The organism is Microbacterium capsulatum, assembly GCF_030865425.1.
Taxonomy (GTDB): Bacteria; Actinomycetota; Actinomycetes; order Actinomycetales; family Microbacteriaceae; genus Microbacterium; species Microbacterium capsulatum.
In genome coordinates, this window is record NZ_JAVFCB010000003.1 from 441,732 (window position 1) to 460,951 (window position 19,220).

At 67.1% G+C, this 19,220-nt stretch carries 25 protein-coding genes and 2 tRNA genes; 3 read left to right on the forward strand and 24 right to left on the reverse strand.

Features of this window, described 5'->3' with window-relative positions:
- The first annotated feature begins 39 nt into the window (after positions 1 to 39).
- Positions 40 to 1,695 (forward strand): recombinase family protein, encoded by a 1,656-nt coding sequence (locus RBR11_RS18360; RefSeq protein ID WP_373889779.1) that lies wholly within the window; start codon positions 40 to 42, stop codon positions 1,693 to 1,695.
- On the opposite strand, the gene RBR11_RS07485 is transcribed toward RBR11_RS18360, so the two are convergent.
- From RBR11_RS07485 to RBR11_RS07515, 7 genes are all read right to left on the reverse strand, one after another.
- Positions 1,652 to 1,728: transfer RNA gene (locus RBR11_RS07485), tRNA-Met, on the reverse strand. The genes RBR11_RS18360 and RBR11_RS07485 overlap by 44 nt on opposite strands.
- Positions 1,729 to 1,756: 28 nt before the next feature.
- Positions 1,757 to 1,828, reverse strand: a tRNA-Thr gene (locus tag RBR11_RS07490).
- 63 nt (positions 1,829 to 1,891) lie between these two features.
- Entirely contained in the window at positions 1,892 to 2,911 is a 1,020-nt protein-coding gene (locus RBR11_RS07495) for a M23 family metallopeptidase (RefSeq protein WP_308488695.1), read from the reverse strand.
- 145 nt (positions 2,912 to 3,056) lie between these two features.
- The gene (locus tag RBR11_RS07500) at positions 3,057 to 3,848 is read right to left on the reverse strand and encodes an inositol monophosphatase family protein (RefSeq protein ID WP_308488740.1); all 792 of its coding nucleotides are present in this window, start codon (positions 3,846 to 3,848) and stop codon (positions 3,057 to 3,059) included.
- Entirely contained in the window at positions 3,848 to 4,843 is a 996-nt protein-coding gene (locus RBR11_RS07505; RefSeq protein ID WP_308488696.1) for a hypothetical protein, read from the reverse strand. Before RBR11_RS07505 ends, RBR11_RS07500 begins: the two co-directional genes overlap by 1 nt.
- A gap of 117 nt (positions 4,844 to 4,960) precedes the next feature.
- Complete coding sequence (locus tag RBR11_RS07510) at positions 4,961 to 5,752, reverse strand: enoyl-CoA hydratase/isomerase family protein (protein ID WP_308488697.1); 792 nt, start codon at positions 5,750 to 5,752, stop codon at positions 4,961 to 4,963.
- Positions 5,753 to 5,811: 59 nt separating this feature from the next.
- On the reverse strand, positions 5,812 to 6,528 hold the full coding sequence (locus RBR11_RS07515) for an FBP domain-containing protein (protein WP_308488698.1): 717 nt from the start codon (positions 6,526 to 6,528) through the stop codon (positions 5,812 to 5,814).
- On the opposite strand from RBR11_RS07515, the gene RBR11_RS07520 reads away from it, so the two are divergent.
- Positions 6,431 to 7,342 (forward strand): formylglycine-generating enzyme family protein, encoded by a 912-nt coding sequence (locus RBR11_RS07520; protein ID WP_474100270.1) that lies wholly within the window; start codon positions 6,431 to 6,433, stop codon positions 7,340 to 7,342. The genes RBR11_RS07515 and RBR11_RS07520 overlap by 98 nt on opposite strands.
- 302 nt (positions 7,343 to 7,644) lie before the next feature.
- Here RBR11_RS07520 and RBR11_RS07525 read toward each other — a convergent pair whose 3' ends face one another.
- From RBR11_RS07525 to RBR11_RS07605, 17 genes are all read right to left on the reverse strand, one after another.
- Entirely contained in the window at positions 7,645 to 8,052 is a 408-nt protein-coding gene (locus RBR11_RS07525) for a hypothetical protein (protein WP_308488700.1), read from the reverse strand.
- Positions 8,049 to 8,264 carry a hypothetical protein gene (locus RBR11_RS07530; protein ID WP_308488701.1) on the reverse strand — a complete coding sequence of 72 codons (216 nt, stop codon included), beginning with the start codon at positions 8,262 to 8,264 and terminating at the stop codon, positions 8,049 to 8,051. The genes RBR11_RS07525 and RBR11_RS07530 overlap by 4 nt, the downstream gene beginning before the upstream one ends.
- A gap of 161 nt (positions 8,265 to 8,425) precedes the next feature.
- Positions 8,426 to 8,620, reverse strand: a complete 195-nt coding sequence (locus RBR11_RS07535) for a hypothetical protein (protein ID WP_308488702.1) — start codon at positions 8,618 to 8,620, stop codon at positions 8,426 to 8,428.
- Between the two features lie 25 nt (positions 8,621 to 8,645).
- A complete protein-coding gene (locus RBR11_RS07540) occupies positions 8,646 to 9,227 on the reverse strand; it encodes a hypothetical protein (RefSeq protein ID WP_308488703.1) in 582 nt (193 codons plus the stop codon).
- 10 nt (positions 9,228 to 9,237) lie between these two features.
- Complete coding sequence (locus tag RBR11_RS07545; RefSeq protein WP_308488704.1) at positions 9,238 to 12,036, reverse strand: hypothetical protein; 2,799 nt, start codon at positions 12,034 to 12,036, stop codon at positions 9,238 to 9,240.
- A complete protein-coding gene (locus tag RBR11_RS07550; protein ID WP_308488706.1) occupies positions 12,036 to 12,440 on the reverse strand; it encodes a hypothetical protein in 405 nt (134 codons plus the stop codon). The genes RBR11_RS07545 and RBR11_RS07550 overlap by 1 nt, the downstream gene beginning before the upstream one ends.
- Positions 12,441 to 12,444: 4 nt before the next feature.
- Complete coding sequence (locus tag RBR11_RS07555; RefSeq protein ID WP_308488707.1) at positions 12,445 to 12,723, reverse strand: hypothetical protein; 279 nt, start codon at positions 12,721 to 12,723, stop codon at positions 12,445 to 12,447.
- Positions 12,724 to 12,749: 26 nt separating this feature from the next.
- Entirely contained in the window at positions 12,750 to 13,325 is a 576-nt protein-coding gene (locus RBR11_RS07560; RefSeq protein ID WP_308488708.1) for a hypothetical protein, read from the reverse strand.
- A gap of 2 nt (positions 13,326 to 13,327) precedes the next feature.
- On the reverse strand, positions 13,328 to 13,693 hold the full coding sequence (locus tag RBR11_RS07565) for a helix-turn-helix domain-containing protein (RefSeq protein ID WP_308488709.1): 366 nt from the start codon (positions 13,691 to 13,693) through the stop codon (positions 13,328 to 13,330).
- Complete coding sequence (locus RBR11_RS07570) at positions 13,690 to 15,282, reverse strand: terminase large subunit domain-containing protein (protein ID WP_308488710.1); 1,593 nt, start codon at positions 15,280 to 15,282, stop codon at positions 13,690 to 13,692. Before RBR11_RS07570 ends, RBR11_RS07565 begins: the two co-directional genes overlap by 4 nt.
- A complete protein-coding gene (locus RBR11_RS07575) occupies positions 15,269 to 15,664 on the reverse strand; it encodes a hypothetical protein (protein WP_308488711.1) in 396 nt (131 codons plus the stop codon). Before RBR11_RS07575 ends, RBR11_RS07570 begins: the two co-directional genes overlap by 14 nt.
- A 71-nt stretch (positions 15,665 to 15,735) precedes the next feature.
- Positions 15,736 to 16,077 carry a hypothetical protein gene (locus tag RBR11_RS07580; protein ID WP_308488712.1) on the reverse strand — a complete coding sequence of 114 codons (342 nt, stop codon included), beginning with the start codon at positions 16,075 to 16,077 and terminating at the stop codon, positions 15,736 to 15,738.
- Positions 16,074 to 17,225 carry an AAA family ATPase gene (locus tag RBR11_RS07585; RefSeq protein WP_308488713.1) on the reverse strand — a complete coding sequence of 384 codons (1,152 nt, stop codon included), beginning with the start codon at positions 17,223 to 17,225 and terminating at the stop codon, positions 16,074 to 16,076. The genes RBR11_RS07580 and RBR11_RS07585 overlap by 4 nt, the downstream gene beginning before the upstream one ends.
- On the reverse strand, positions 17,222 to 17,536 hold the full coding sequence (locus RBR11_RS07590; RefSeq protein WP_308488714.1) for a hypothetical protein: 315 nt from the start codon (positions 17,534 to 17,536) through the stop codon (positions 17,222 to 17,224). Before RBR11_RS07590 ends, RBR11_RS07585 begins: the two co-directional genes overlap by 4 nt.
- Complete coding sequence (locus tag RBR11_RS07595; RefSeq protein WP_308488715.1) at positions 17,533 to 17,817, reverse strand: hypothetical protein; 285 nt, start codon at positions 17,815 to 17,817, stop codon at positions 17,533 to 17,535. Before RBR11_RS07595 ends, RBR11_RS07590 begins: the two co-directional genes overlap by 4 nt.
- Entirely contained in the window at positions 17,814 to 17,972 is a 159-nt protein-coding gene (locus RBR11_RS07600) for a helix-turn-helix domain-containing protein (protein WP_308488716.1), read from the reverse strand. Before RBR11_RS07600 ends, RBR11_RS07595 begins: the two co-directional genes overlap by 4 nt.
- A 57-nt stretch (positions 17,973 to 18,029) precedes the next feature.
- Positions 18,030 to 18,260, reverse strand: a complete 231-nt coding sequence (locus RBR11_RS07605; protein WP_308488717.1) for a helix-turn-helix domain-containing protein — start codon at positions 18,258 to 18,260, stop codon at positions 18,030 to 18,032.
- Positions 18,261 to 18,357: 97 nt separating this feature from the next.
- Here RBR11_RS07605 and RBR11_RS07610 point away from each other — a divergent pair, with 97 nt between their 5' ends.
- The gene (locus tag RBR11_RS07610; protein ID WP_308488718.1) at positions 18,358 to 19,011 is read left to right on the forward strand and encodes a hypothetical protein; all 654 of its coding nucleotides are present in this window, start codon (positions 18,358 to 18,360) and stop codon (positions 19,009 to 19,011) included.
- Positions 19,012 to 19,220 lie beyond the last annotated feature (209 nt).

Here is a 19,220-nt window from a genome sequence, read left to right on the forward strand (position 1 = left end):
GTCGCCGTTCGCTACTTGCGTGTCTCGACCACACGCCAGATGAACACCGCAGTCGACATCGACGAAGACGGGAACAGCATCGCAACCCAGCGAGAGTGGACCCTGCGGAAGAACCAGGTGCTCGGCGCCAGCATCGGGCCGGAGTTCGTCGAGCCGGGCCAGTCTGCTCAGACGATCTCGAAGCGTCCTGTGTTCAAGGAGATGATGCAGTACGTCACAGATCATCCGGAAGTGAAGTACGTCATCATCTACATGCGGTCGCGCGTGTTCCGCAACTTCATCGACGCCGCCATCACCAAGCGGTATCTGGAAGAACGAGACGTGAAGCTGATCTCCGCCAAGGAGGAGTTCGGCGAGGGCTACATGGGCGACGCCATGGAGGCCATCACCGACGTCGTGAACGAACTGCAAGTGCGGATGAGTGGCGAAGACATCAAGGTCAAGCTCGCCCACAAGGTCGAGAACGGTGGAAGCGTCGGGCGCGCGAAGCTCGGCTACCTGAACGTGCGCGAGGACTTCGACGGCCGACTGGTCAACACCATCGCCGTTGATCCCGTCCGCGCACCCCTGATCATTTGGGCATTCGAACAGTATGCGACCGGAGAATACTCGGTCGCGCAACTCGCTGCAGCTCTTGAAGACCAGGGCCTCTTGACCCGCGCCTCACGCAAGTTCCGGCCGAAGCCTCTATCCGCCAACGCGCTCGGTGTCATCCTCGGTGATCCGTACTACACCGGTGTCATCCGATACAAAGGCAAGCTCTATCCCGGACGTCACCAGCCGCTGATCTCTAAGGAGCTCTACCTCAAGGTCAAGGAGATTCTCGCCAGCCGCCACCGCAAGGGCGACCGGGACCGCGTGCATTTCCACTACCTCAAAGGCCTCGTCTACTGCGAGACCTGTCGCGCACAGGGACGCGAGAGCCGACTCGTCTACAGCCAGAGCACCGGCAACGGAGGAACCTACGAGTACTTCACGTGCTCAGCCAAGCTGAGGGGCGAGTGCCCCATGCCTGGCATTCGTGCTGAAGAGCTTGAAGACGCCGTGATGCGGTCTATCCGAACGGAACGCATCCCTGAGAAGGACCTCGAACTCATAAACCGGGGAATCACAGACGTCGTCGAAGACCTCCAGGCCACTGAACGACAAACGCGTGACGCCCTGAAGACACAACTCGCTCGACTCTCGGATCAAGAAGCGCGACTCATCGACGCCCTCGCCGACGGGGACCTCCCCGTGCCACAGCTGCGCGAGAAACTGCAACAGATCACGCTCCAGAAGGGCGCTATCGAGGAGCGCCTTGCCCGCACCAACGAGACCCTCCGACATGGCGCCGAACGCGCCGGAGCAGCCATCGAGCTCGTCCGTGACCCGGGCGCTCTCTATGCCGCCCTTCCAGAGACCTCGCGTCGTGAACTCATCCAGGCGCTCTTCCGCCGCCTCTACGCAAACGTCACTGACAAGGACATCGATACTCGCGGCGATCGAACCGCTGGCAACGACGCGCTCCACGGCCTGGCAGCACGCATCCACGGCGATCTGGCCAACCCGCCCCGGACAAACGAAAAGATCCCCGGCGCTTCAGCTGAGGATCTCGATGTCGAGAACGAATCGCTTCATTCTCAAGTCATTGGTTCTAATAAGACCTACTTGGTAGCAGGAGCGGGGCTTGAACCCGCGACCTCACGATTATGAGTCGTGCGCTCTGACCAGCTGAGCTACCCTGCCGCAGTGCACCCAGTGATGAATGCGTGCGAGCCCCGAGTCAGGATTGAACTGACGACCCCTTCCTTACCATGGAAGTGCTCTGCCACTGAGCTATCGGGGCGTGCTGCCCTCAGTGGGCAACCAGACGAGAATACCAAAGATTCGGCTCCCGACTAAATCGAGGTCAGTGCCTCCCGGTGTTGGCCTGCATCCACGGCAGCGGGTCGATGGTGGACCCGTTCACGTAGAGCTCGAAGTGCAGGTGCGCGCCGAAGGAGTGGCCCGTGTTACCGGTCAGTCCGATGATGTCGCCGACCTTGATCGGCTGCCCGGTCTTCACCCGCAGCGACCCGTACTGCATGTGTGCGTAGTGGCTCGTGATCGGCTTGCCGTCGATGATGTGGTCGACGTAGACGCCGACGCCGTAGCCGCCGTCGCTCTCGGTCGCGAGTCGGACGACACCGTCGGCGATGGCCTGGATCGGGGCGCCCTCGCCCGGAACGAGGTCGATGCCCTGGTGCATGACGCCGTCGCGCATTCCGTAGGGCGAGCTCATCGCGACGCCGACGATGAACGGCCACTGGATCTTCGCGGTCGGGTCGTTCGTGTACAGCGAGCTGGAGAAGTGGATCCCCCTCTCGGCGGCGACGTCGCGCTGCGAGGCGGCGGTGAAGCCCTGCGCGCCCTGCAGCGCGGTGGCCTGCACATCGGTCGGCGCGACGAACGCCTGGATGCGGCCCTCCCCGGCGGCCGCCTTGCCCTGGCCCGTATCGGTGCCGACGACGAGCGACATGCTCGAGGAGCTGCCGCCGCGCACGGCCGCGACGGCCTGGGCCGGCAGCGTCATCGAGACGGCGAGGAGCCCGGCAAGACCCATGATCCCGACCGAGGCGCCGAACGCGGCGGCGCGACGGAACGACGATCCTCGGCGGATCCGCCGGGGCACGGGCACGACCGACGGCGGGGGCACGGGGAGCATGCGCACGGCGGCGGAGGCAGGTCGCTCGACGCGGACCGGGGCGGCGGCGAGGGCCTGCAGCGCGGCCTCGAAGTCCGCCGTGGAGGGGACCCCGGTCGGCGACGGCACGGTCGCGGCGATGTGCGCGGCTTCCGGGGCGATGTCCGCGGCTTGGGGCACGAGAGCGTCGGGTGCGGTCGACTCGGCGCGCAGTCGGCGCAGTGAGCGGCGTGTGGGCGCGCTCACAAGGGTATCGAGGGGCACGACGGGATCTCTCGGGTTCGGCCATCGGGGAAATGGCGCACGGGGGCGATCATCCTGGCGGGCGGGGACCCTCGGATAACGATCGGGTAAACGCTACCGGATCCCCGCCGCAGAAGTCATCTGCGACTCAGGGATTGTGAAGGATCCTCTGCTCCAGCTCCGCGACGAGCCGGGCGCTGCCGGCGAGGTTCAGCCGACGCCCGACCTCGGGGCCCTCCGGGCGCACGAACCGCCCGCCGGCCTCCTCCACGAGCAGAGACCCGGCGGCGTAGTCCCACGGCTGCAGCCCGCGCTCGAAGTAGCCGTCCAGTCGCCCGGCGGCGACGTAGGCGAGGTCCGTGGCGGCGCTGCCCCCGCGGCGGAGGTCCCGCGCGATCGGCATCACACGCCCCACCGTCGCGAGGTCGCCCGCGTGCGTGCTCGGGTCGTACCCGAAGCCCGTGGACAGCAGCGCACCCGCAGGCCAGTCCTGGGTGACGCGGAGCGTCTCGGAGCCCAGCCGGGCGCCCTCGCCGCGGGCCGCCGAGAACATCTCGTCGACGACCGGGGAGTGCACGGCACCGGCCAGCACGGTCCACCGCTCCGGGTCGGTGCCCTCGGCCACCGCGATGCTCACGGCGTAGAGCGGGATGCCCGAGGCGTAGTTCACGGTGCCGTCGATCGGGTCGACCACCCAGGTGAGGCCCGTCGTCCCGCCGCCCTCGCCGGACTCCTCGCCGAGGAAGCCGTCCTGCGGACGTGCTGCGGCCAGGCGGGCGCGGATCATCGTCTCGACCTCGCGGTCGGCCTCGGTCACGATGTCGGCGAGCGAGCTCTTGGTCGCGGCGAGCGCGACCCCCTCCCTGCGCCGCCGCCGGGCCAGCTCCCCTGCCTCGCGGGCGATGTCGATCGCCAGGTCGCGCAGCTCCGCGGGTGCCATCACGAGCGCGGCGCTGCCGGCGGGGCGGGCGGGAACGCGGGCGCCGGCGGGGTCTGCTCGAGCGGGGCCTGCTCGGGGGAAGCCTGTTCCGCTGCGGGGGCCGGGGCGCCGAGGCTCTGCTCGGACCCCATCGTGTGCCCGCCGGAGTGCTGCGGCAGCACGGGCTGCTCGTGCACGGGCTGCGGCACGTCGGGTTGCCCGGGCGCAGCGATCGGCATCGCGCCCGGCGTCGGCACGCCGGTGTAGTAGGCACCCCAGTCCGGGCTGTTGTCGGGCATCACCGGCAGCGGCGTGAGACCGTCGGCGTACGTCGGCCAGGCGGGTGCCGCCAGCGTGCTGGAGGCCGGAGGAGCCGCGGATACGGGCTGGCGCTTCGGGGCGAAGAGCGCGTTCAGCAGCGGGATGAGCATCGTGCCGACGGCGGCGAGGATCGTCAGCGCGACCACGATCCGCCAGTACAGCTCCTCGTAGTGGAAGGTGTTCGGGAAGGCGAGGAAGAACACCAGCATCGCCACGAGGATCACGAGGAACCCGAACGTGGCGTACATGATCGTGCGGGTGAACGCGGTCACGTGGCGCTGGGCCGCCTTGCGGAAGAGTCGCACGTGCAGCAGGGCGAGCTGCAGGACGCCGACCACGAGCAGGAGCTCGAAGAAGCGTCCGACGCCGCTGAAGTACGCGTCGTCGTCGGGCAGCCAGATCTTCACCGCTCCGACGAGCAGCGCGACGATCCAGGAGATCATGCTCAGCAGCGCGAGCCAGTCCTCGCGGTTCGGCGCGAGACCGGCCTCGAGGATCGCGATCCCCGCGAAGGCGGCGAGCAGCACGATCGTGAGGAAGGCTCTGCCGATCAGGCCCTGCTGGTCGCCGATCAGCACCCAGACCACGCACACGAGCGCCGCGGCGATGAGCGCCCCGATGGCGATCCAGATGGCTCCGCGGATGAGCAGAGAAGTGTTCGGCTTGGACTTGTCGGGCATCGTCGCGCTCATCATGGGGTCCCCTTCCTCCGGTGTGGTCTCATCTTCGCACGCACGTGGACGGGCCCGAGGGGCGGTACGCGAACCGTGGAGAACTCGCCTCCAGAGCGACCTGTGCAGGCCGAAACGGCGTCAGCGAGCGCCGGAACGGCCGGCGAACGCCGCGATCAGCCCCTGCGCCTCCGGCCCGCCGAAGGCCTCCGCGATCGTACGGGCCTCCTCGTCCAGCTGCTGCGCGAACGTCCGATCAGGACGCGACCGGATCAGGCGCTTCGCCTGGCCGTAGGCGCCGAACGCGCCGGACAGCCAGAACCGCGCGACCTCCTCGGCGCGGGCGCGCACGGCGGTTCCGATCTCGTCGGCATCGCCCTCTCCGATGGCCTCCGCGGCGATGCCCCATTCGACGGCCTCGCGCGCGGGGAGCAGGCGATCCGAGAGCAGGAGCTGCAGCGCGCGCCGCTCGCCGACCGCGCGTTCCAACTGGGCGCTCACCGAGAGATCGGGGGTGAGTCCGATGTTGGCGTAACGGCTGCCGAGCTTCGAGTCGGTCCCGATGACCGCGTAATCGCTCGAGAGAAGGATCCCGAGCCCCCCGCCGGCCGTGGTCCCGTGCGCGGCCGCGACGACCGGCACCGAGGAGGAGGTGAGCGCGACGATCCCGGAGTTGATCACCTTGGCCAGCCGCTCGATGTCGGAGGCCCCGGCCATCCTGGTCGCCATGTCCACGACATCGCCGCCCGCGCAGAAGCCGCGCCCCTCCCCCTCGAGGAGGATCGCGCCCACCGTGCTGTCGGTCGTCGCCCGGGCCGTCGCGTCCGCCCAGGCGTACGCGAGCTCGGCGTTGAAGGCGTTCATCCGCTGCGGACGGTTCAGGGTGATCCGGGCGAGCCCGTCGTCGACGCGGTACAGCAGCGGGTCGGTCATGGCGCTCCCTCGGATCGGCGGCGATCTTCTCGCCCGCGGCGGTCTCACGATCAGCCTAATCAGTGCGCGCCGAGCACCCGGTCCACGAAGGCGTGCACACGGCGGTGGGTGCCGTCGAGGCGCCGGTCCGCGTGCCACTCCGCCCGGATCTCGTTCGGCGCGAGCGGCGGCGCGATCCGCACGCTCTCGTGGCAGGAGAGGTCGGCGCAGATGTAGGTGCCCACCGTGGACCCTTTCCGCCCGTCCTCGCCCGCGCGCCGTGCGGCGAACAGGGCGACCTGGTTGCCCGGCTGCATGGTGTGGCAGAGGTTGCACATGCCGGATCGGGCGCGGGACGGATCCGCCGCGCGCAGCACGATGCCGATCGGCTCGCCGTCCCGTTCGATGAGGATGTAGCCGTTCTTCGTCGCCACGGGATCCCGCCAGGCGAAGAAGTCGAGGTAGTCCCACTCGGCGAGGAGCAGGTCGTGGGGCATCGCGATCTGCTCGATCTCGTCGGTCTCCGCGTTGCGGAACGACGCCCGGATCTGGTCTTCGGTGAGGGCGCGCATGACGACCAGTCTAGGAACGCCGCCGCGGATCCGGGTGGCCTCGGCCGCCGCCCCGCGTGGAAGACTGGGTCCCATGGCGGGCGAAGACTGCGGATGCGGGTGCGGCACGCCCTCGCGCGCGGCCTTCGTGACCCTCGGCACCGGGCCGTCCGCGACGGGCCCCTCGACGCCGGCAGCGGGCCGGCACCGGATCGCGCAGGCGCGCGTCCCCGGGGGGAGCTTCACGATGGGCGACTCCTCCGGCGACCGCAACCCGGGCGACGGCGAGACGCCGCAGCACCGGGTGACGCTGGAGGCGTTCGAGATCGACGCGACGACGGTGACGAACGCCGACTTCGCCCGGTTCGTCGACGACACGGGCTACGCGACCGAGGCGGAGACGTTCGGGTTCTCGGCGGTGTTCCACCTCGCCCTGGCGGCGCCCGAGGCCGACATCCTGGGGCAGCCCAGCAGCACTCCGTGGTGGTTCGGCGTGCGCGGTGCCGACTGGCGGCACCCCGGCGGCGCGCTCAGCGACCTGGAGGGGCTCGACGACCACCCCGTCGTGCACGTGAGCTGGAACGACGCGATCGCCTACTGCGACTGGGCCGGCCGTCGTCTGCCCACCGAGGCCGAGTGGGAGTACGCCTCCCGCGGCGGCATCGACGGAGCGAAGTACCCCTGGGGCGACGCCGAGGTCGACGAGGGCGGCTGGCGCGCCAATATCTGGCAGGGTGCGTTCCCTCGGCAGAACACCCTGGAGGACGGCTTCCTCACCACCGCGCCGGTGCGCACGTTCGCCCCGAACGGCTACGGCCTGTGGCAGACGGTCGGCAACGTCTGGGAGTGGTGCCAGGACTGGTTCTCCCCCGCCGAGTACCGCCGCGGCGACGTGACGGCGCCTCACGGCCCTGCCTCCGGGTCCGCCCGGATCCTGCGCGGCGGCAGCTACCTCTGCCATCTCTCCTACTGCAACCGCTACCGCAACTCCGCCCGCTCCTCGAACACCCCGGACTCGTCCATGGGCAACGCCGGGTTCCGCACGGTCGCGCTCGACTGAGCCTGGAAACAAGAAGGCCCCGGCCACACTTTTCAGTGTCGACCGGGGCTTTTCTTGGGTGGCGAGTGAGGGATTCGAACCCCCGAAGCATTCCGCGGCTGATTTACAGAGAAGGGACGCATGTCCGCGCCAGTCGGGCAGGATCCGCCCAGGCCTGGGATCCTGCGGACAATGCCGAGAACTGATCCGTTCCAGTCGCGCTCTATCCGACGGCGAATCCGGCTGTGTGTCCACACGAGCGGACACACACTCGCCCCCTCCCCTGACCTACCGGTCGGGCGGAGCAGGACCTTTTCGTCGCCTCAGCGGGTGAACGAGACGGCTGGCCTTGAACCGACGATCGCGACCACGCTGATGGTGTAACCGTTCAGGTGCAGCGTCGCATCAACGCCCGCATCGGACGCGACCGCGACCGTGTACTGATCGGTCTGGTCCGGCAGAAGCTTGTCCACGACGCACGTCAGCGTCTCAACGGTCGATGTCAACGGGTTCACGACAATCCCGTCGCTGGACACGAGGACACCCGCGGATGTGCCGCCGCATTGGTCCGCGACTGTCTGGAACGAAGGCCGCTGATTCATCATCATGATGACGACGAGCGCAACGATCAAGACGGCCAAGGCGGCGGCACTGATCGTGATGGAGACCCTCACGCGACGACGTTTGCTCGTGCCGATCGTCGCGGTTTCAACGGCTCTTTCGGTGCTCATGGACGAACGGTACGCCGGGCCCGCGTGCACTTTTCACCGCGAAAAGGTACCACACCATAGCGGGCCGCCTCCTCATCGGTGAGCTCAATCACTCGGCCGGCTGCACTCGCCCACACGTAGTAGCCGCTGCCATGTCCATTGATCACGATGGAATGGGTCGACTTGTACTCCACCCCGTCCACGATCTTGACCGCATGCTGAATGTCTTCCATCCGTCGATTCTCCGCCCGCTCAGGAGAATCGGGAAGGTTGGTCGCTCGCCAAATGCCCCTCCGGCGTCTCGCATATGATGCTGGGCGGCCAAACGACACCGCTCGGGCGTTACCGGACTACCTCGGGTTCAAAGGAGCTCAGATCGTTGATCCGTAACCTCTCAGAGCAACCATCGAACAAGCTGCGACGTGGTCCGAGAGAACCCCCGCGGGAACGGCGACACCCGACGCCGCATGCACACCTGCACCAAAGCAACGAGCAGCCAGCCGAGGCCGACGACAAGCAACACCGTGAACCAAGACGTCAGCACCATCAGCTTGACGAGCAGCTCGAGCAACCCCCAGATCAGTCCCACGCGCGGAGCCTACCCCCCGGACCCGTCAGGCGAGGAAGATGACGGATCCGGTGAGCGCCATCGCGTTGAACGAGGACGCGGCGAGGGCGGCCCCGGCGAACACCCGACCGCTGATCGTGATGGTCTCGCCTGCCGTTGCGTTGATGCCAGTGACGACCGCCGCGAGTACGGCCGTGATCGAGTTCGTACCTCCGGCGAGGATCTCCACGTCGAACCCTGGATCCTGGGCTGTGACCGTTCCGGACGACACGGTCATGGTCGTGACGGCCTGACCGTACTGCTGACTCGTGGTGTTGTTGAAGAACTCTGCTTCACCGGACACGTTCACGATCGCCGTGGTGTACCCGGTGGGCACCGTGACGGTGTACGAGACGACCTGTGTCGACGTCACGGCGACGGCGTACCCCTGCGCCCACCCCTGGACTACGGACGCGGTGATCGGGTGCAACTGCAGCCCGTTCACCGTCAGATGCCCGGACCCGTCCATGTTCAGGTTCGTGCCGGTGAACGGGTTCCGGTTCGCGAGATCCTTCACCCCCCGTTGCAGTTCGGAGATCGCGCCGACGATCCCCGCATCCGGGCCGTCGAGGTTGTTGATCGCGGGCATCGCCTGCTCCTTACCGCTGGTGCTTCATCACCCAGCCGAGCTCCTGCGCGAAGGACGCTGCGGAAGCCTGGGGATGCATGATGTTCGTGTTGTGGAAGTTCTGCACGACGGGTTGCGGGGACTGCGCACGCACCCCCGCCAACGCCCGTTCCGGGTCGTCGTTGTATCGGCGGATGAACTGCGGGTCATAGTCCGCGGACTTCCGGCGGATGACCATCTCACCCGGGGTCAGCATCGCCGGGACCGTGTCCGTCCCCCGCGGCTCAAACAGGCCACCACCACCCGCGAGGTACGCGGGGACGCCCCCACCACCAGCCCGGTAAACGGTGCCACCGGTCGAGTACGCGGTCGTACCGCCGGCAGATCCGATGCCAAGCGCGATGTTCCCCATCTGTGAGCGGAGCGCCGACAACGTCGCGAACGCGCCGGAGGCATCCATGCTCACGTTCGTGTCGATGTGCACCGGGATCTGCTTCACCTGATCGATGTACGCGGCAACCGCCGGGGTCAGGTCACCGAGCGCGGCCAGCTCGTTCTTCAGCGCCTGCTTCCCGTCCTCGAGCGCCTTGTTCCCCTGCTCCCGAGACCCGGTCTGCTTGACCACCGCATCCGAAACACGCTCGATGGCCTGCAGGGCCTGGTCGAGCGACTGCCGGTTCGCGATCCCGGACTGCGTGTTCGAGTCCAGCGTCGCGCCATTCTGCTTGAACGACTTCGTCGCGTTCATCGTCGCCGACGCGAGCGCCGTCTGCGCCAAACTCACGTTCAGACCGCTGTTGTTCATCAACTCCATCTGGATCGAGAAAGCCTGCGCTGCGGCGTTCTCGAGGTTCAGCTGGGTCGCCGCCCACGCCGTCTGAGCCGCCAGGGCCTGCTGCTCCCATGTTGCTTTCGCGATCTGTGTCGCCGTGAGCCCGTAACTCGTGCCGAGTACGCCGTTCATGGTGATCTGCTTCTGAGCCTGATCTGCGAGATGCCCAACCACGGACGCCTGCTGCTGGTACGCGGAGATAGACGACTCGATACCCCCGCTCTGCGACTTGATGATGTCGATCTCGGCCTGCGCGGTCTTCGCCTGATCGTCCTGCACCTGCGTCCGCATGCCCTGCCCGGACTCGATCAGCCGCGTGTGGGCCTTCACAATGCTCTGTAGATCGTCGAGGAGCTTCGCCCGCTTCGACCCTCCAGAGGTGATCGCTTCCGTCACCTGAGACTCGGAGATCCCCAGCTCCTTCGCCTTCTGGATCGCATCGGACGTGACGAGGTTCTTCGCGAGGATCGCCTGAGTCGCATCGCCCACGACGCCCTTGTCCTGCTCGACCGCGCCGGAGTAGTCCTGCAGGGCGGTCGTCGCCGCTCCAGCTGCGTCCGCGCCGGCCGTGAGCCCGGAGGCGAGCACCCCGACGGCCACAGATGCCGCGAGCATCACCCACCCCGCAGGACCGGACGCCGCCTCAACGGCCTTCATGCCGGCGGCGTACGCGTCCTCAGCCGAAGCACCAGCGGCGAGGGCGGCATTCATGGCGAGCGTGCGGGCTTCGGCGGCGGCCTGCTTCCCGGTGAGGTCGAACACGCCCTGCGTCACCTTGTCGAGGATCGGCGCGATCGTGTCGAAGTTTCGGAACGCGGCGACGGCCGCGACCACTCCGAGCGCGAGCGGCGGGAACATCGGCCCCAGGGAGGCAAGCCACTGCAGCAGATGCGCGGCGCCGTCCGCGGTCTCGAGCATGACGGTGCCGAGCGGCTGCAGGTCCCCGAGGATCTTGAGCACCGCGTCGCCGAGAGTGCCGATCGTGTCCGTCACCAGCGGGAACACCCGCTGCACGTCATCACCCCACCGCTGCAAACCGCCGTCATGAATCCACCGATTCCACTGGAATGCGAGTCCCTTGATGCCAGCCTGCGCCGTGTTGAAAAGCGGGTTGAGAACCTGGAAGCCTGTCACGATTCCGTCGACCGTGATCCCGGCGATCGTGCCGAGCCCGGACGCGAACCCGGCAATCTCGGCGTTCAGCTGCGGCATCTGACCATCGATCGCCTGCATCGACGCCTCGACACCGGTCAGCACACCGGATGCGGCAGTCCGCTCGAGCGAGTCCAGGTCGTCCCGCAGCCGGGCGACGATCGCAGAGTAGACGCGGCCCTCCTCGGACCCGGACGCCATCTCGGCCTTGATGCCCGCAACCGCGGTGATGCCAGCGGCGCCGAGTCCGAGGAACGCGCCCGCGTCGGCCGCTGCTGCGCCCGCGAGATCCGCGAGCACGGGGAGAGCAGCGGCGATGCCGATCGCCCACCCGCCGTAGTAGCCGACACCCCCGCCACCACTGCGGGAAGGAGACATGCCGCCGTTCCCGGCGTCCTTTGTCGGCGTCTCCCCCGGCGGGGTGGCCTGCACGGCACGGAGTGCGATCTCCGCGGCGACCTGCCGCTGCTCCGCAGCCTCCGCATTCCGGGATGCTCGAGCGACAGCTTCCTGCGCGGCCGCCAACTGGTAGCCGCTCCTAGCACCCTTCTCCTGGATCTCCGCCAGGCGCAGCTCAGCAAGGTACTGGGTGGACGCGGCGTTCGCTGCCGCGCGTGCGGCAGCGTCCAGGCGTGCCTCCGCGCGGGTCACCTCGTTCGTCTTCGCCGCGACCTCGTCCAGACGGGTCAGCGCCTCCCCGACGCTCGCGTCGACATGGACGGTCGGGTCGGACCGGCCGAGCTCTTCCGCGACGGCCTGAGCACGCCGCATCTTCTCCTGGTAGTCGTCGTCATCCGCACCGATGTACGCGACGATCGACCCTTCGGAAACGGGGCCCTCAGACATCAGGAGCCTGCTTCAGCCGTCCGCTGCGCCTGCTGCTGCCACCAGTCGACACCGAGCGTCGTGTAGATCTCCGGAGCCCCCGGATTCACCCCAACCCAGGACGACTGGGCCTGCGCGAGAGCGACCGCGGCCCGCGGGTCATCGAACCCGACCGCGTCCCCGCCGACGAGGACCTGATCGCAACGCTGATCGATCACGTCGACCTGCCCGAGCAGCAGCGGACCCTTCACGAGCTCGTAGAAATCGTGGTTGTTGAGCTGCTGATACGTCACGACCCGCTGCGTCAGCTCGACCGTCCGGAACGGGGTCATCGACCCGTTGTTGCGGAACGCGGCCTCGATCCCGCCATCACGCGTTGCGAACGGATCCGCGTTGACCTGGTCGTTGCTGTTGATGTCCGACATGGCTTCAGCCCTCGTGGTTCGAGGCGTAGAGCTGCTGGAATTCGGCGAGATCCTTCTGGTACTTCCGCTGCGCGATGAGTTCCTCCGGCGTGAACGTCACCTGCGGATCCCAGGCGCCGAACAGCTGCGGGTTCTTCTCCCGCGCCTGCTCCTCAGTGAGGACGGTGATCCCGGGGATCGGGAACGTACCGCCGTCGTTCGTCGTCGTCGTCAGGTACGTGTTGTAGTGCTCGTCGGTGACGGAGTGCACGCCACCCTTCTCGTTCTCGATGTACACGGTCATGGTGCTTGCCTTTCAGGTGGTGGTGGTCAGAATCGGACGGACAGGTCGTCGGCGATCCGCTGCAGCAGGACACGGAGCGGAATGACATGCCCCGAGCGGTCACCGAACGTGAAACGCGCGACTTCGGGTGCCGCCGACCCGTACCCGACCAGGGCCTTCGCGGCCGGTGTCTCCGTGAACGTGTTGACTGGGTCGCCACGGCGCGCGAGTGCGTACACGTGCCGGTTACGGTCCATGACCCGGTCGTTCAGCGCGCGAATCATCCCGACGATGTTCTGAAGCTCCCCGGTGATCTCCGCGTCGCTGATCCCGGCGTCGATCCCGTCGAGATGCGTCTTCACGAACGCGTCGAACTCGTCGGCAGCGAGCTGCTCCGCGAGCGCCGCGGCCTTCTTCTCCGCGGCCGCTTTCCGCAGCTGCGCGAACCGTGCGAGCCCTCGAGCCTTCTCGACCTGATCCGCGTCGACGGTCTCGTCTCCGTCCTGGACGCGCTGCTCGAGAGCCGCCACGAGGTCCTCCGCGTCGGTGATCTCCCGATCCGCATCCGCGACGATCTGAGCCGGGCTGACCGCCTCCGCTGCCGGACTCTTGTTCGCTGCCATGGTCACTCCTTGATGTCGGTTACGTCGATCAGATGGATGCGGCCGACGCGTCGGTGAGGGATCTTGTTCCTTCGAGCAAGAGCCCTCACCCACTGCTCCGAACACCCGAGCAAGCCGGCAGCCTCCTGAACTGACACCCACAGTCTTTCAGGCATCTGATCAGGTACTTTCGTGGGCGAAAGCACTTCGCGGACACGCACCGACTCGCCCACCGCGGCGAGAAAATCCATCAGCACCGGAGACCCCAACCCATCCCGCCGCCGAACCTCATCCCGGTATCGTTCAGTGAGCCACAGCTGCACCCGGTGCAGCGCCTCCGGATCCGACAAGATCGCCCCATCCGGGCGAACGTCGAACTGCCGGGTCACCACTTTGGGCTCTCCACGCCGGCCGCCCCACCCCAGAACACATCGCCATACAGGCCACCTCGGACCGGATCCAACATCCTCGGCGGCATCACCACAGGCGTCCCCGAAGGCATCGTGACGACCTTCGCATCCTCAGGCATCAGCCGGTAGATCTCGCCAGGCATCCGCGTCGTCCGGCCAATGCCCGACAACGCCTGCCCCAACGCCATCGCCAAATCATCGTGACCACGCGACTCCGGAACACTGATCTGCACATTCCCCGCCGCGGTCTCGACCATCGTCAGCGCGGCCAACTGCTTCAGCAGCTCCGGATGGTTCGGCAAGATCAGACGACCCGCCTGCAGCATGCCCTTCAGACGACCGAACATCGCCTGCTTCCGCCGATTGTCAGTCCACACCGAATTCACGAGGGTTCGGACATCATCGCCTTGCCCACCACCGAGAAGCCCGTTCACCGTCACACGATCGACCTGCCGGGCAAGCTCCTCCGTCGGATACGCGCCCACCCCGTTCGTCTCCGACACGACCCCCGCAAGGTGATAGCCCTTCGCGACATTCACGATCCGCTCAATGAACGTCCCGTACTGCATCTTGTGATGCGCTTCCAGCCACGGCACCCAGAACACGTGATCCCCAGTCGTCACCCCATCCGGCGCCAGGTGCCCGAGGCCGTAGTCCTCGAGACACGCGACCACGGCGAGCGCATTCGCGTCGACCGCCGACCCCCAGTCCAAGCCGGCCACCGTCCGCGGCACCTCCCAGAACCGGATCGGACGCCCCCACCAATCAGGAACCGACCGGGCCCGCCCATGCCAATGCACCAGCTCAGGCGGCACGAGCTCGTAATCCAACACCGACTGCTGGATCTCCTCCGGCGACAACAGCGCACCCGAGGCGTCCGCCCACTCCGCCAAGTACTCCCGCGCAAACGTGATCGGATTCTCATGATCACGGATATCCGACAACGACTGCTCAGAGATCAACGGCGACACCGACGACGGCCAATGCCACGACTCGTACGTCTCCCCCGGCGCCGACATCCCCAACTGCCACAACCGCCGGAAGAAGTGATCCGTCCCGAACGGCGTCGACGTGAGCACGATCCGCGACCCCGGGCGAGCCACCACCGAAGGCTCCGCCGCCGACCACAACTCGTTCGTGATGAACGCGGCCTCATCGACGATCAGCAGGTCAACCGACCATCCGCGGATCTGCTTCTCAGACGCAGGCACAGACATGATCCACGAGCCGTTCGACAACTGCAGCCGCGTCTTCGACTCATCGAGCACCGACCCGCGGAGCAACTCCGACCGGGACGCGAGATCCGCACAATCCGCCAGCAGCCGCCGCGCCGCAACCTCCCCCGCCGACACGAACAGCACGTGCACATCCCGGCGCCGTGCCGCTTCCCACAGCGCCAACACCGCGAGCGCCGCGGACTTCCCCACCTGCCTGCCGGCGCAGACCATCCGGTACCGCGCCCGGGACGTGCAGAACTCGAGCTGGTGCGGCCACAGCGGGCGCCCGAGGACCTTCGTCGCGAACATCTGCACGTCGTCGCGCAGGGTCGCGAGCTCACTCTTCGTCATCGTCGTCACCCTGCTTGTCGGCGCTCAGCAACTGCGCGAGATCGAGTCGCGTCTGTGCGACATCTCGACCGAGACGGGCCCGCGATAGCGGATCCAGTCCGAGTCGAGATCGCGCCGTCTGCGCTGTCGCTTCGAACTGCCGCCACAGATCCAGCGGCGACGAACCGCCCCGCCTGGTGGGGGCCGTCTGCTGTTCGATCGTCATGTTCGAAATCCACTCATCGAGCAACTGAAGGCGTGCCTCGAGCGTTGCCCAGCGCCACACGGCCGGCGCGTACGCGGGTGCCGCGAGGTACGCGTTCGCGGGGTCGCTGACGAGCAGGTCGACGTACTGCGCGGCGAGCGGGTCGACCTTCCGTGGCGACCAAGCTCCGTGCAGCATGGACAGTTGGTTGCCGGGCCGGAAGGGCTCGTGCTGGCGAGGGTTCGTCGGGACCCACTCGATATCCGATGTCACGGTTCAGCCCTCCACACCCGGGCCGCCCATGGCGATCGCCCGTCGGTGATGCCCAGCGCCCTGAGAAGCCGGTTCAACGCGCGCGCCGCTGCGAATGCTTCGGGCGGCAGCGTCTCGCGCTTCCCGAGCTCGTCGAGGTCGTTGATCAGCCCTCCGACGCCCCAACGCGCAACCACCGCAGACACCAGGGCATCTGATCTGGTGTCAGCATCCGCCCCGTTCAGCCGCGAGATTCCGGGGCCAGAGAACGTGTGTGACCCACGTGAGGCCAGCTCGCGCGCGTGCACGGGGATTCCAGGGCTCGGCTTCTTCCAGGGTTCGCGGCGCTTGGCGCTCATGGGGTGGTCCTTTTGTCGTCTTGGGGGTGGTGGGTTTTGGTGGGGTGGTCCTGGTCGTGGTCCTGGTCCCCCCTATAGGGGTGGGGACCAGTAGGACCACTCGTGGACCTTTGGACCGGGACCGGTCCGGGACCGGGGGGACCATCGGGACCGTTGTCTCGTTGTCGGAGGAGGCGGAGTGCGGTTCCTGCTCGGGTTCCGCCCCAGTGCAGGCGGTCCTGGACGTCGCGCTTGCTGGAAGGTGGGGGAACGAGGGCTGCGAGGATCTCGAGGTCTGAGGTGGGTTGCATGGTCGGGGTTGGGGTTTCGAATCGGTAATCGCTCCCGCCGGGGACGGGTGTGACGACGAAGGAGGCGATGACGGGCTCTCGGCCTGCTGCGAGTGCTCGGAGTGCGCCGTGTCGGTCCTTGACGATGGAGAGTTGCGCTCGGCCGCCGTGTTCCTTCGTGAAGGGGTCCACGTTGGTGACGCGGAGGAGTGCCCCGTCGATGGTTCGCTTCTTTGCCGCGGATCCGGTGGCGCCGTAGTTGCGGGAGTCGACTCCTTTGGCCTCGTGGTCGATGGTGAGGACGCCGGCTCCGGTCCGGGCGAGGGCTGTGAGAACGGTGCGGTGGACGCGGGTGTAGTCGTCCGCGTCGTTGCTGTTCGCGCCGTACATCGGCATGAGCTCGCCGATGCTGTCGAGGACGATGAAGGTCGGGTGCCAGTTCGCGCAGTCGTGGACGATCGCGGCGATGGCGTCGGTGTCGTCGGGGGTGGCGAGCCGGAACCTGGATGGGTCGGTCAGGGTGGTTGCAGGGACGCCGAATCTGCGGAGTCGGTCGAGGATGGCTGCGGGCCCGTTGTGGTCGAGGTCGATCCACAGGACCGAGCCGCCCGAGTTCAGTTCGTCGGCGGCCATAGCGCCGGCGGCGAGTGTCTTGCCTGCTTCGGGTGCGCCGAGGAGCACGTTCACGGCGCCGAGGTAGCAGAGGTGGACGCCGTCGGCTCGGACCCCTCCGCACGCTGTTTCGGGTGCCGTGAGCGTGCCGTTGAGTACCGCGGCGACATCGACGTACTCGGCAGGTGGGCGTGGCGGGGAAAGTACGTCGGGGGCGGCGGCGTCGGGCCATGGTGGCAAGTCGCGGTCGTCGAGGTAGGCGGTCACACGACCACCCCGCGATCCCAGTCGATCCGGCGGCCCGTCTTGGATGCCTCGAGCCGGAGGGCGGCGATCTTCGCCGGGGAATGCTTACGCTTCACGTACCAGTAGTCGACTTCGGCGTTCAGGCGGGCGATCTCCCGGTTCGACGTTGCTCGGGTCTGAGCCGCGCCCTCCGTGAACCCGTCCCTCCACAGGTCCCACAGCCACGCGGGGAGTTCGTGAGGTTCGCGCTCCCCGGTGAGTACGGCGGCGCAGAGGTCTCGCGTCTCGAGCGGGCAGTAGTCTGTGGGGTTGAGTGCGGTCGCGGCAGTCACGAGGGATCCGCCTGACCTCCGGTGATGCCAAGGAACCTCAGGTCATTGCAGACGGTCTCCGCGAGTCGATCGGCGTCTGCTCCGGACACGGTCGCGTAGTGGAGCCCCAAGAACGTTCCGAGTGTGTCGAGGACGTTGAGCATGTCGACGAGTCGGGCGCCCGAGTCCGATGACTCCGTCTGGATGACGTCCCAGGCCAGACGCCGGATGTCCGCGTTCGGGTCGTGCACCTTCGCCTTGACGATGTCGGCGATGAGCTCGTACATGCGGCCGGCGTTCACTGCTCGACCCCCAGGAGGGCGAGGAGCTTCGCGGTGGGGACGACGATGCGGCGCCCGAGGTGCAGGGACGGGATCTCGCCGTTCGCGACTGCAGCGTATGCGGCGTCTCGGCCGATGCCGAGCAGTTCGCCCGCGTGGGGGACGGTGATCGTCAACGGTAGATCCCCGAACGCCGTGCGTGTCGGGGGCTTGTTGTTCAGCGCGTCCATGGCTCAGCCCATCCGGGAAAGAAGCCGGCGGAGCTGCAGGAGCCGCTCTCCGTAGACGATCGCCGCGTCGCCACGGGGCTGGGTCTTGCCCGTCTCCCAGTTGTGCACGGTCGTCTTGTTCCGATGGACGTCCTTAGCCAGTTCGGCCAGGGACAGACCCGACTTGATGCGGATCTCCCGAGCTTCCCCGGTCCGGCACATTTGCCGAACGTTCAAGAGTTGTAGCGTGGTCATAAAGAGATTGTGGCGTAGTCGTTGTGGAATCACGACGCTTCAACTATGCTATATAGCGAGTCCCCGGAATAGCATGGTTATGCGGGAGACTGAGGAGGTGACCGAAGAGATGAACGACATGAGAACGCCGGCCGGCTGGACGGTCAGCGCGCGCGTCGGGATCCCCGGCCAAGACTCGCCATCCCAAGTCCCCTGGGGATCGGGCTTTGCTCCTCAGGTGTTCGAACTTCAGGTGGCGACACCCGAGGCTGAGACGGGCACGCTGATGTTCAGCATCGTCGAGGGGTTCCCCGGCCTCTTTGCTGCCTGGTCATCAGGTCTGGAGGTTCATGACCTGCTCTCGAAGATGAAGAAGGCTGCACCGACATCCGCAGCTTCAGCCATGGACTGGTGGAAGCGAAAGGCTCTCTACGAGATCCACTTCTCTCAGCAGGAAGTAGTCATCTCAACGGTCAGCCAGTTTGGGACACCGGACGATCTCGCCGCGCTCGCAGCTGCAGGCGCTCAAGGGCAGGCTCGGATTCTTCAGACACCTGTGCGTAGAGGTCGCGTAAAGGCTGACGAGAAGGAAGCCAGGCTGAAGGACATCGCCGCGCGTTACAACGCGGCGGTTGCCCGAGGGAGCAAGACGCCAACCAAGGATGTGTTCGAGGCGCTCGGCGGCGGCAAGACGAACCGTGATCTGTCGTATTCGCGCGTCGCCCACCTTGTGACGGAGGCGCGGAGAACTAAGCCGCCCCTCATCCGCTAACGAAAGCTTCCCCCGGTCGCGCCAACGACCGGGGGAAAAGTCCAGAACCAAACCATCACGAAAGGAATGGACAATGTCCATCGTACAGTCGACCCCTCCGCAGGTCACGAGCCAGCATCTTCCGGACGCTACGGAAACGCCGTTCAACGGCCTCAACCCCCCAGTAGGTGGGGTCACACCTGAGGATGCCCGTAAGGGCCTGGACCGCG

What these genes read in the sequence shown, in the direction of transcription:
- RBR11_RS07525 (WP_308488700.1), bottom strand. Translation starts at nt 8,052, where the DNA reads ATGAGCACCGAAAGAGCCGTTGAAACCGCGACGATCGGCACGAGCAAA.
- RBR11_RS18360 (WP_373889779.1), top strand. Translation starts at nt 40, where the DNA reads ATGAACACCGCAGTCGACATCGACGAAGACGGGAACAGCATCGCAACC.
- RBR11_RS07555 (WP_308488707.1), bottom strand. Translation starts at nt 12,723, where the DNA reads ATGACCGTGTACATCGAGAACGAGAAGGGTGGCGTGCACTCCGTCACC.
- RBR11_RS07550 (WP_308488706.1), bottom strand. Translation starts at nt 12,440, where the DNA reads ATGTCGGACATCAACAGCAACGACCAGGTCAACGCGGATCCGTTCGCA.
- RBR11_RS07575 (WP_308488711.1), bottom strand. Translation starts at nt 15,664, where the DNA reads ATGCTGCACGGAGCTTGGTCGCCACGGAAGGTCGACCCGCTCGCCGCG.
- RBR11_RS07545 (WP_308488704.1), bottom strand. Translation starts at nt 12,036, where the DNA reads ATGTCTGAGGGCCCCGTTTCCGAAGGGTCGATCGTCGCGTACATCGGT.
- RBR11_RS07605 (WP_308488717.1), bottom strand. Translation starts at nt 18,260, where the DNA reads ATGACCACGCTACAACTCTTGAACGTTCGGCAAATGTGCCGGACCGGG.
- RBR11_RS07570 (WP_308488710.1), bottom strand. Translation starts at nt 15,282, where the DNA reads ATGACGAAGAGTGAGCTCGCGACCCTGCGCGACGACGTGCAGATGTTC.
- RBR11_RS07510 (WP_308488697.1), bottom strand. Translation starts at nt 5,752, where the DNA reads ATGACCGACCCGCTGCTGTACCGCGTCGACGACGGGCTCGCCCGGATC.
- RBR11_RS07530 (WP_308488701.1), bottom strand. Translation starts at nt 8,264, where the DNA reads ATGGAAGACATTCAGCATGCGGTCAAGATCGTGGACGGGGTGGAGTAC.
- RBR11_RS07560 (WP_308488708.1), bottom strand. Translation starts at nt 13,325, where the DNA reads ATGGCAGCGAACAAGAGTCCGGCAGCGGAGGCGGTCAGCCCGGCTCAG.
- RBR11_RS07540 (WP_308488703.1), bottom strand. Translation starts at nt 9,227, where the DNA reads ATGCCCGCGATCAACAACCTCGACGGCCCGGATGCGGGGATCGTCGGC.
- RBR11_RS07580 (WP_308488712.1), bottom strand. Translation starts at nt 16,077, where the DNA reads ATGAGCGCCAAGCGCCGCGAACCCTGGAAGAAGCCGAGCCCTGGAATC.
- RBR11_RS07505 (WP_308488696.1), bottom strand. Translation starts at nt 4,843, where the DNA reads ATGATGAGCGCGACGATGCCCGACAAGTCCAAGCCGAACACTTCTCTG.
- RBR11_RS07500 (WP_308488740.1), bottom strand. Translation starts at nt 3,848, where the DNA reads ATGGCACCCGCGGAGCTGCGCGACCTGGCGATCGACATCGCCCGCGAG.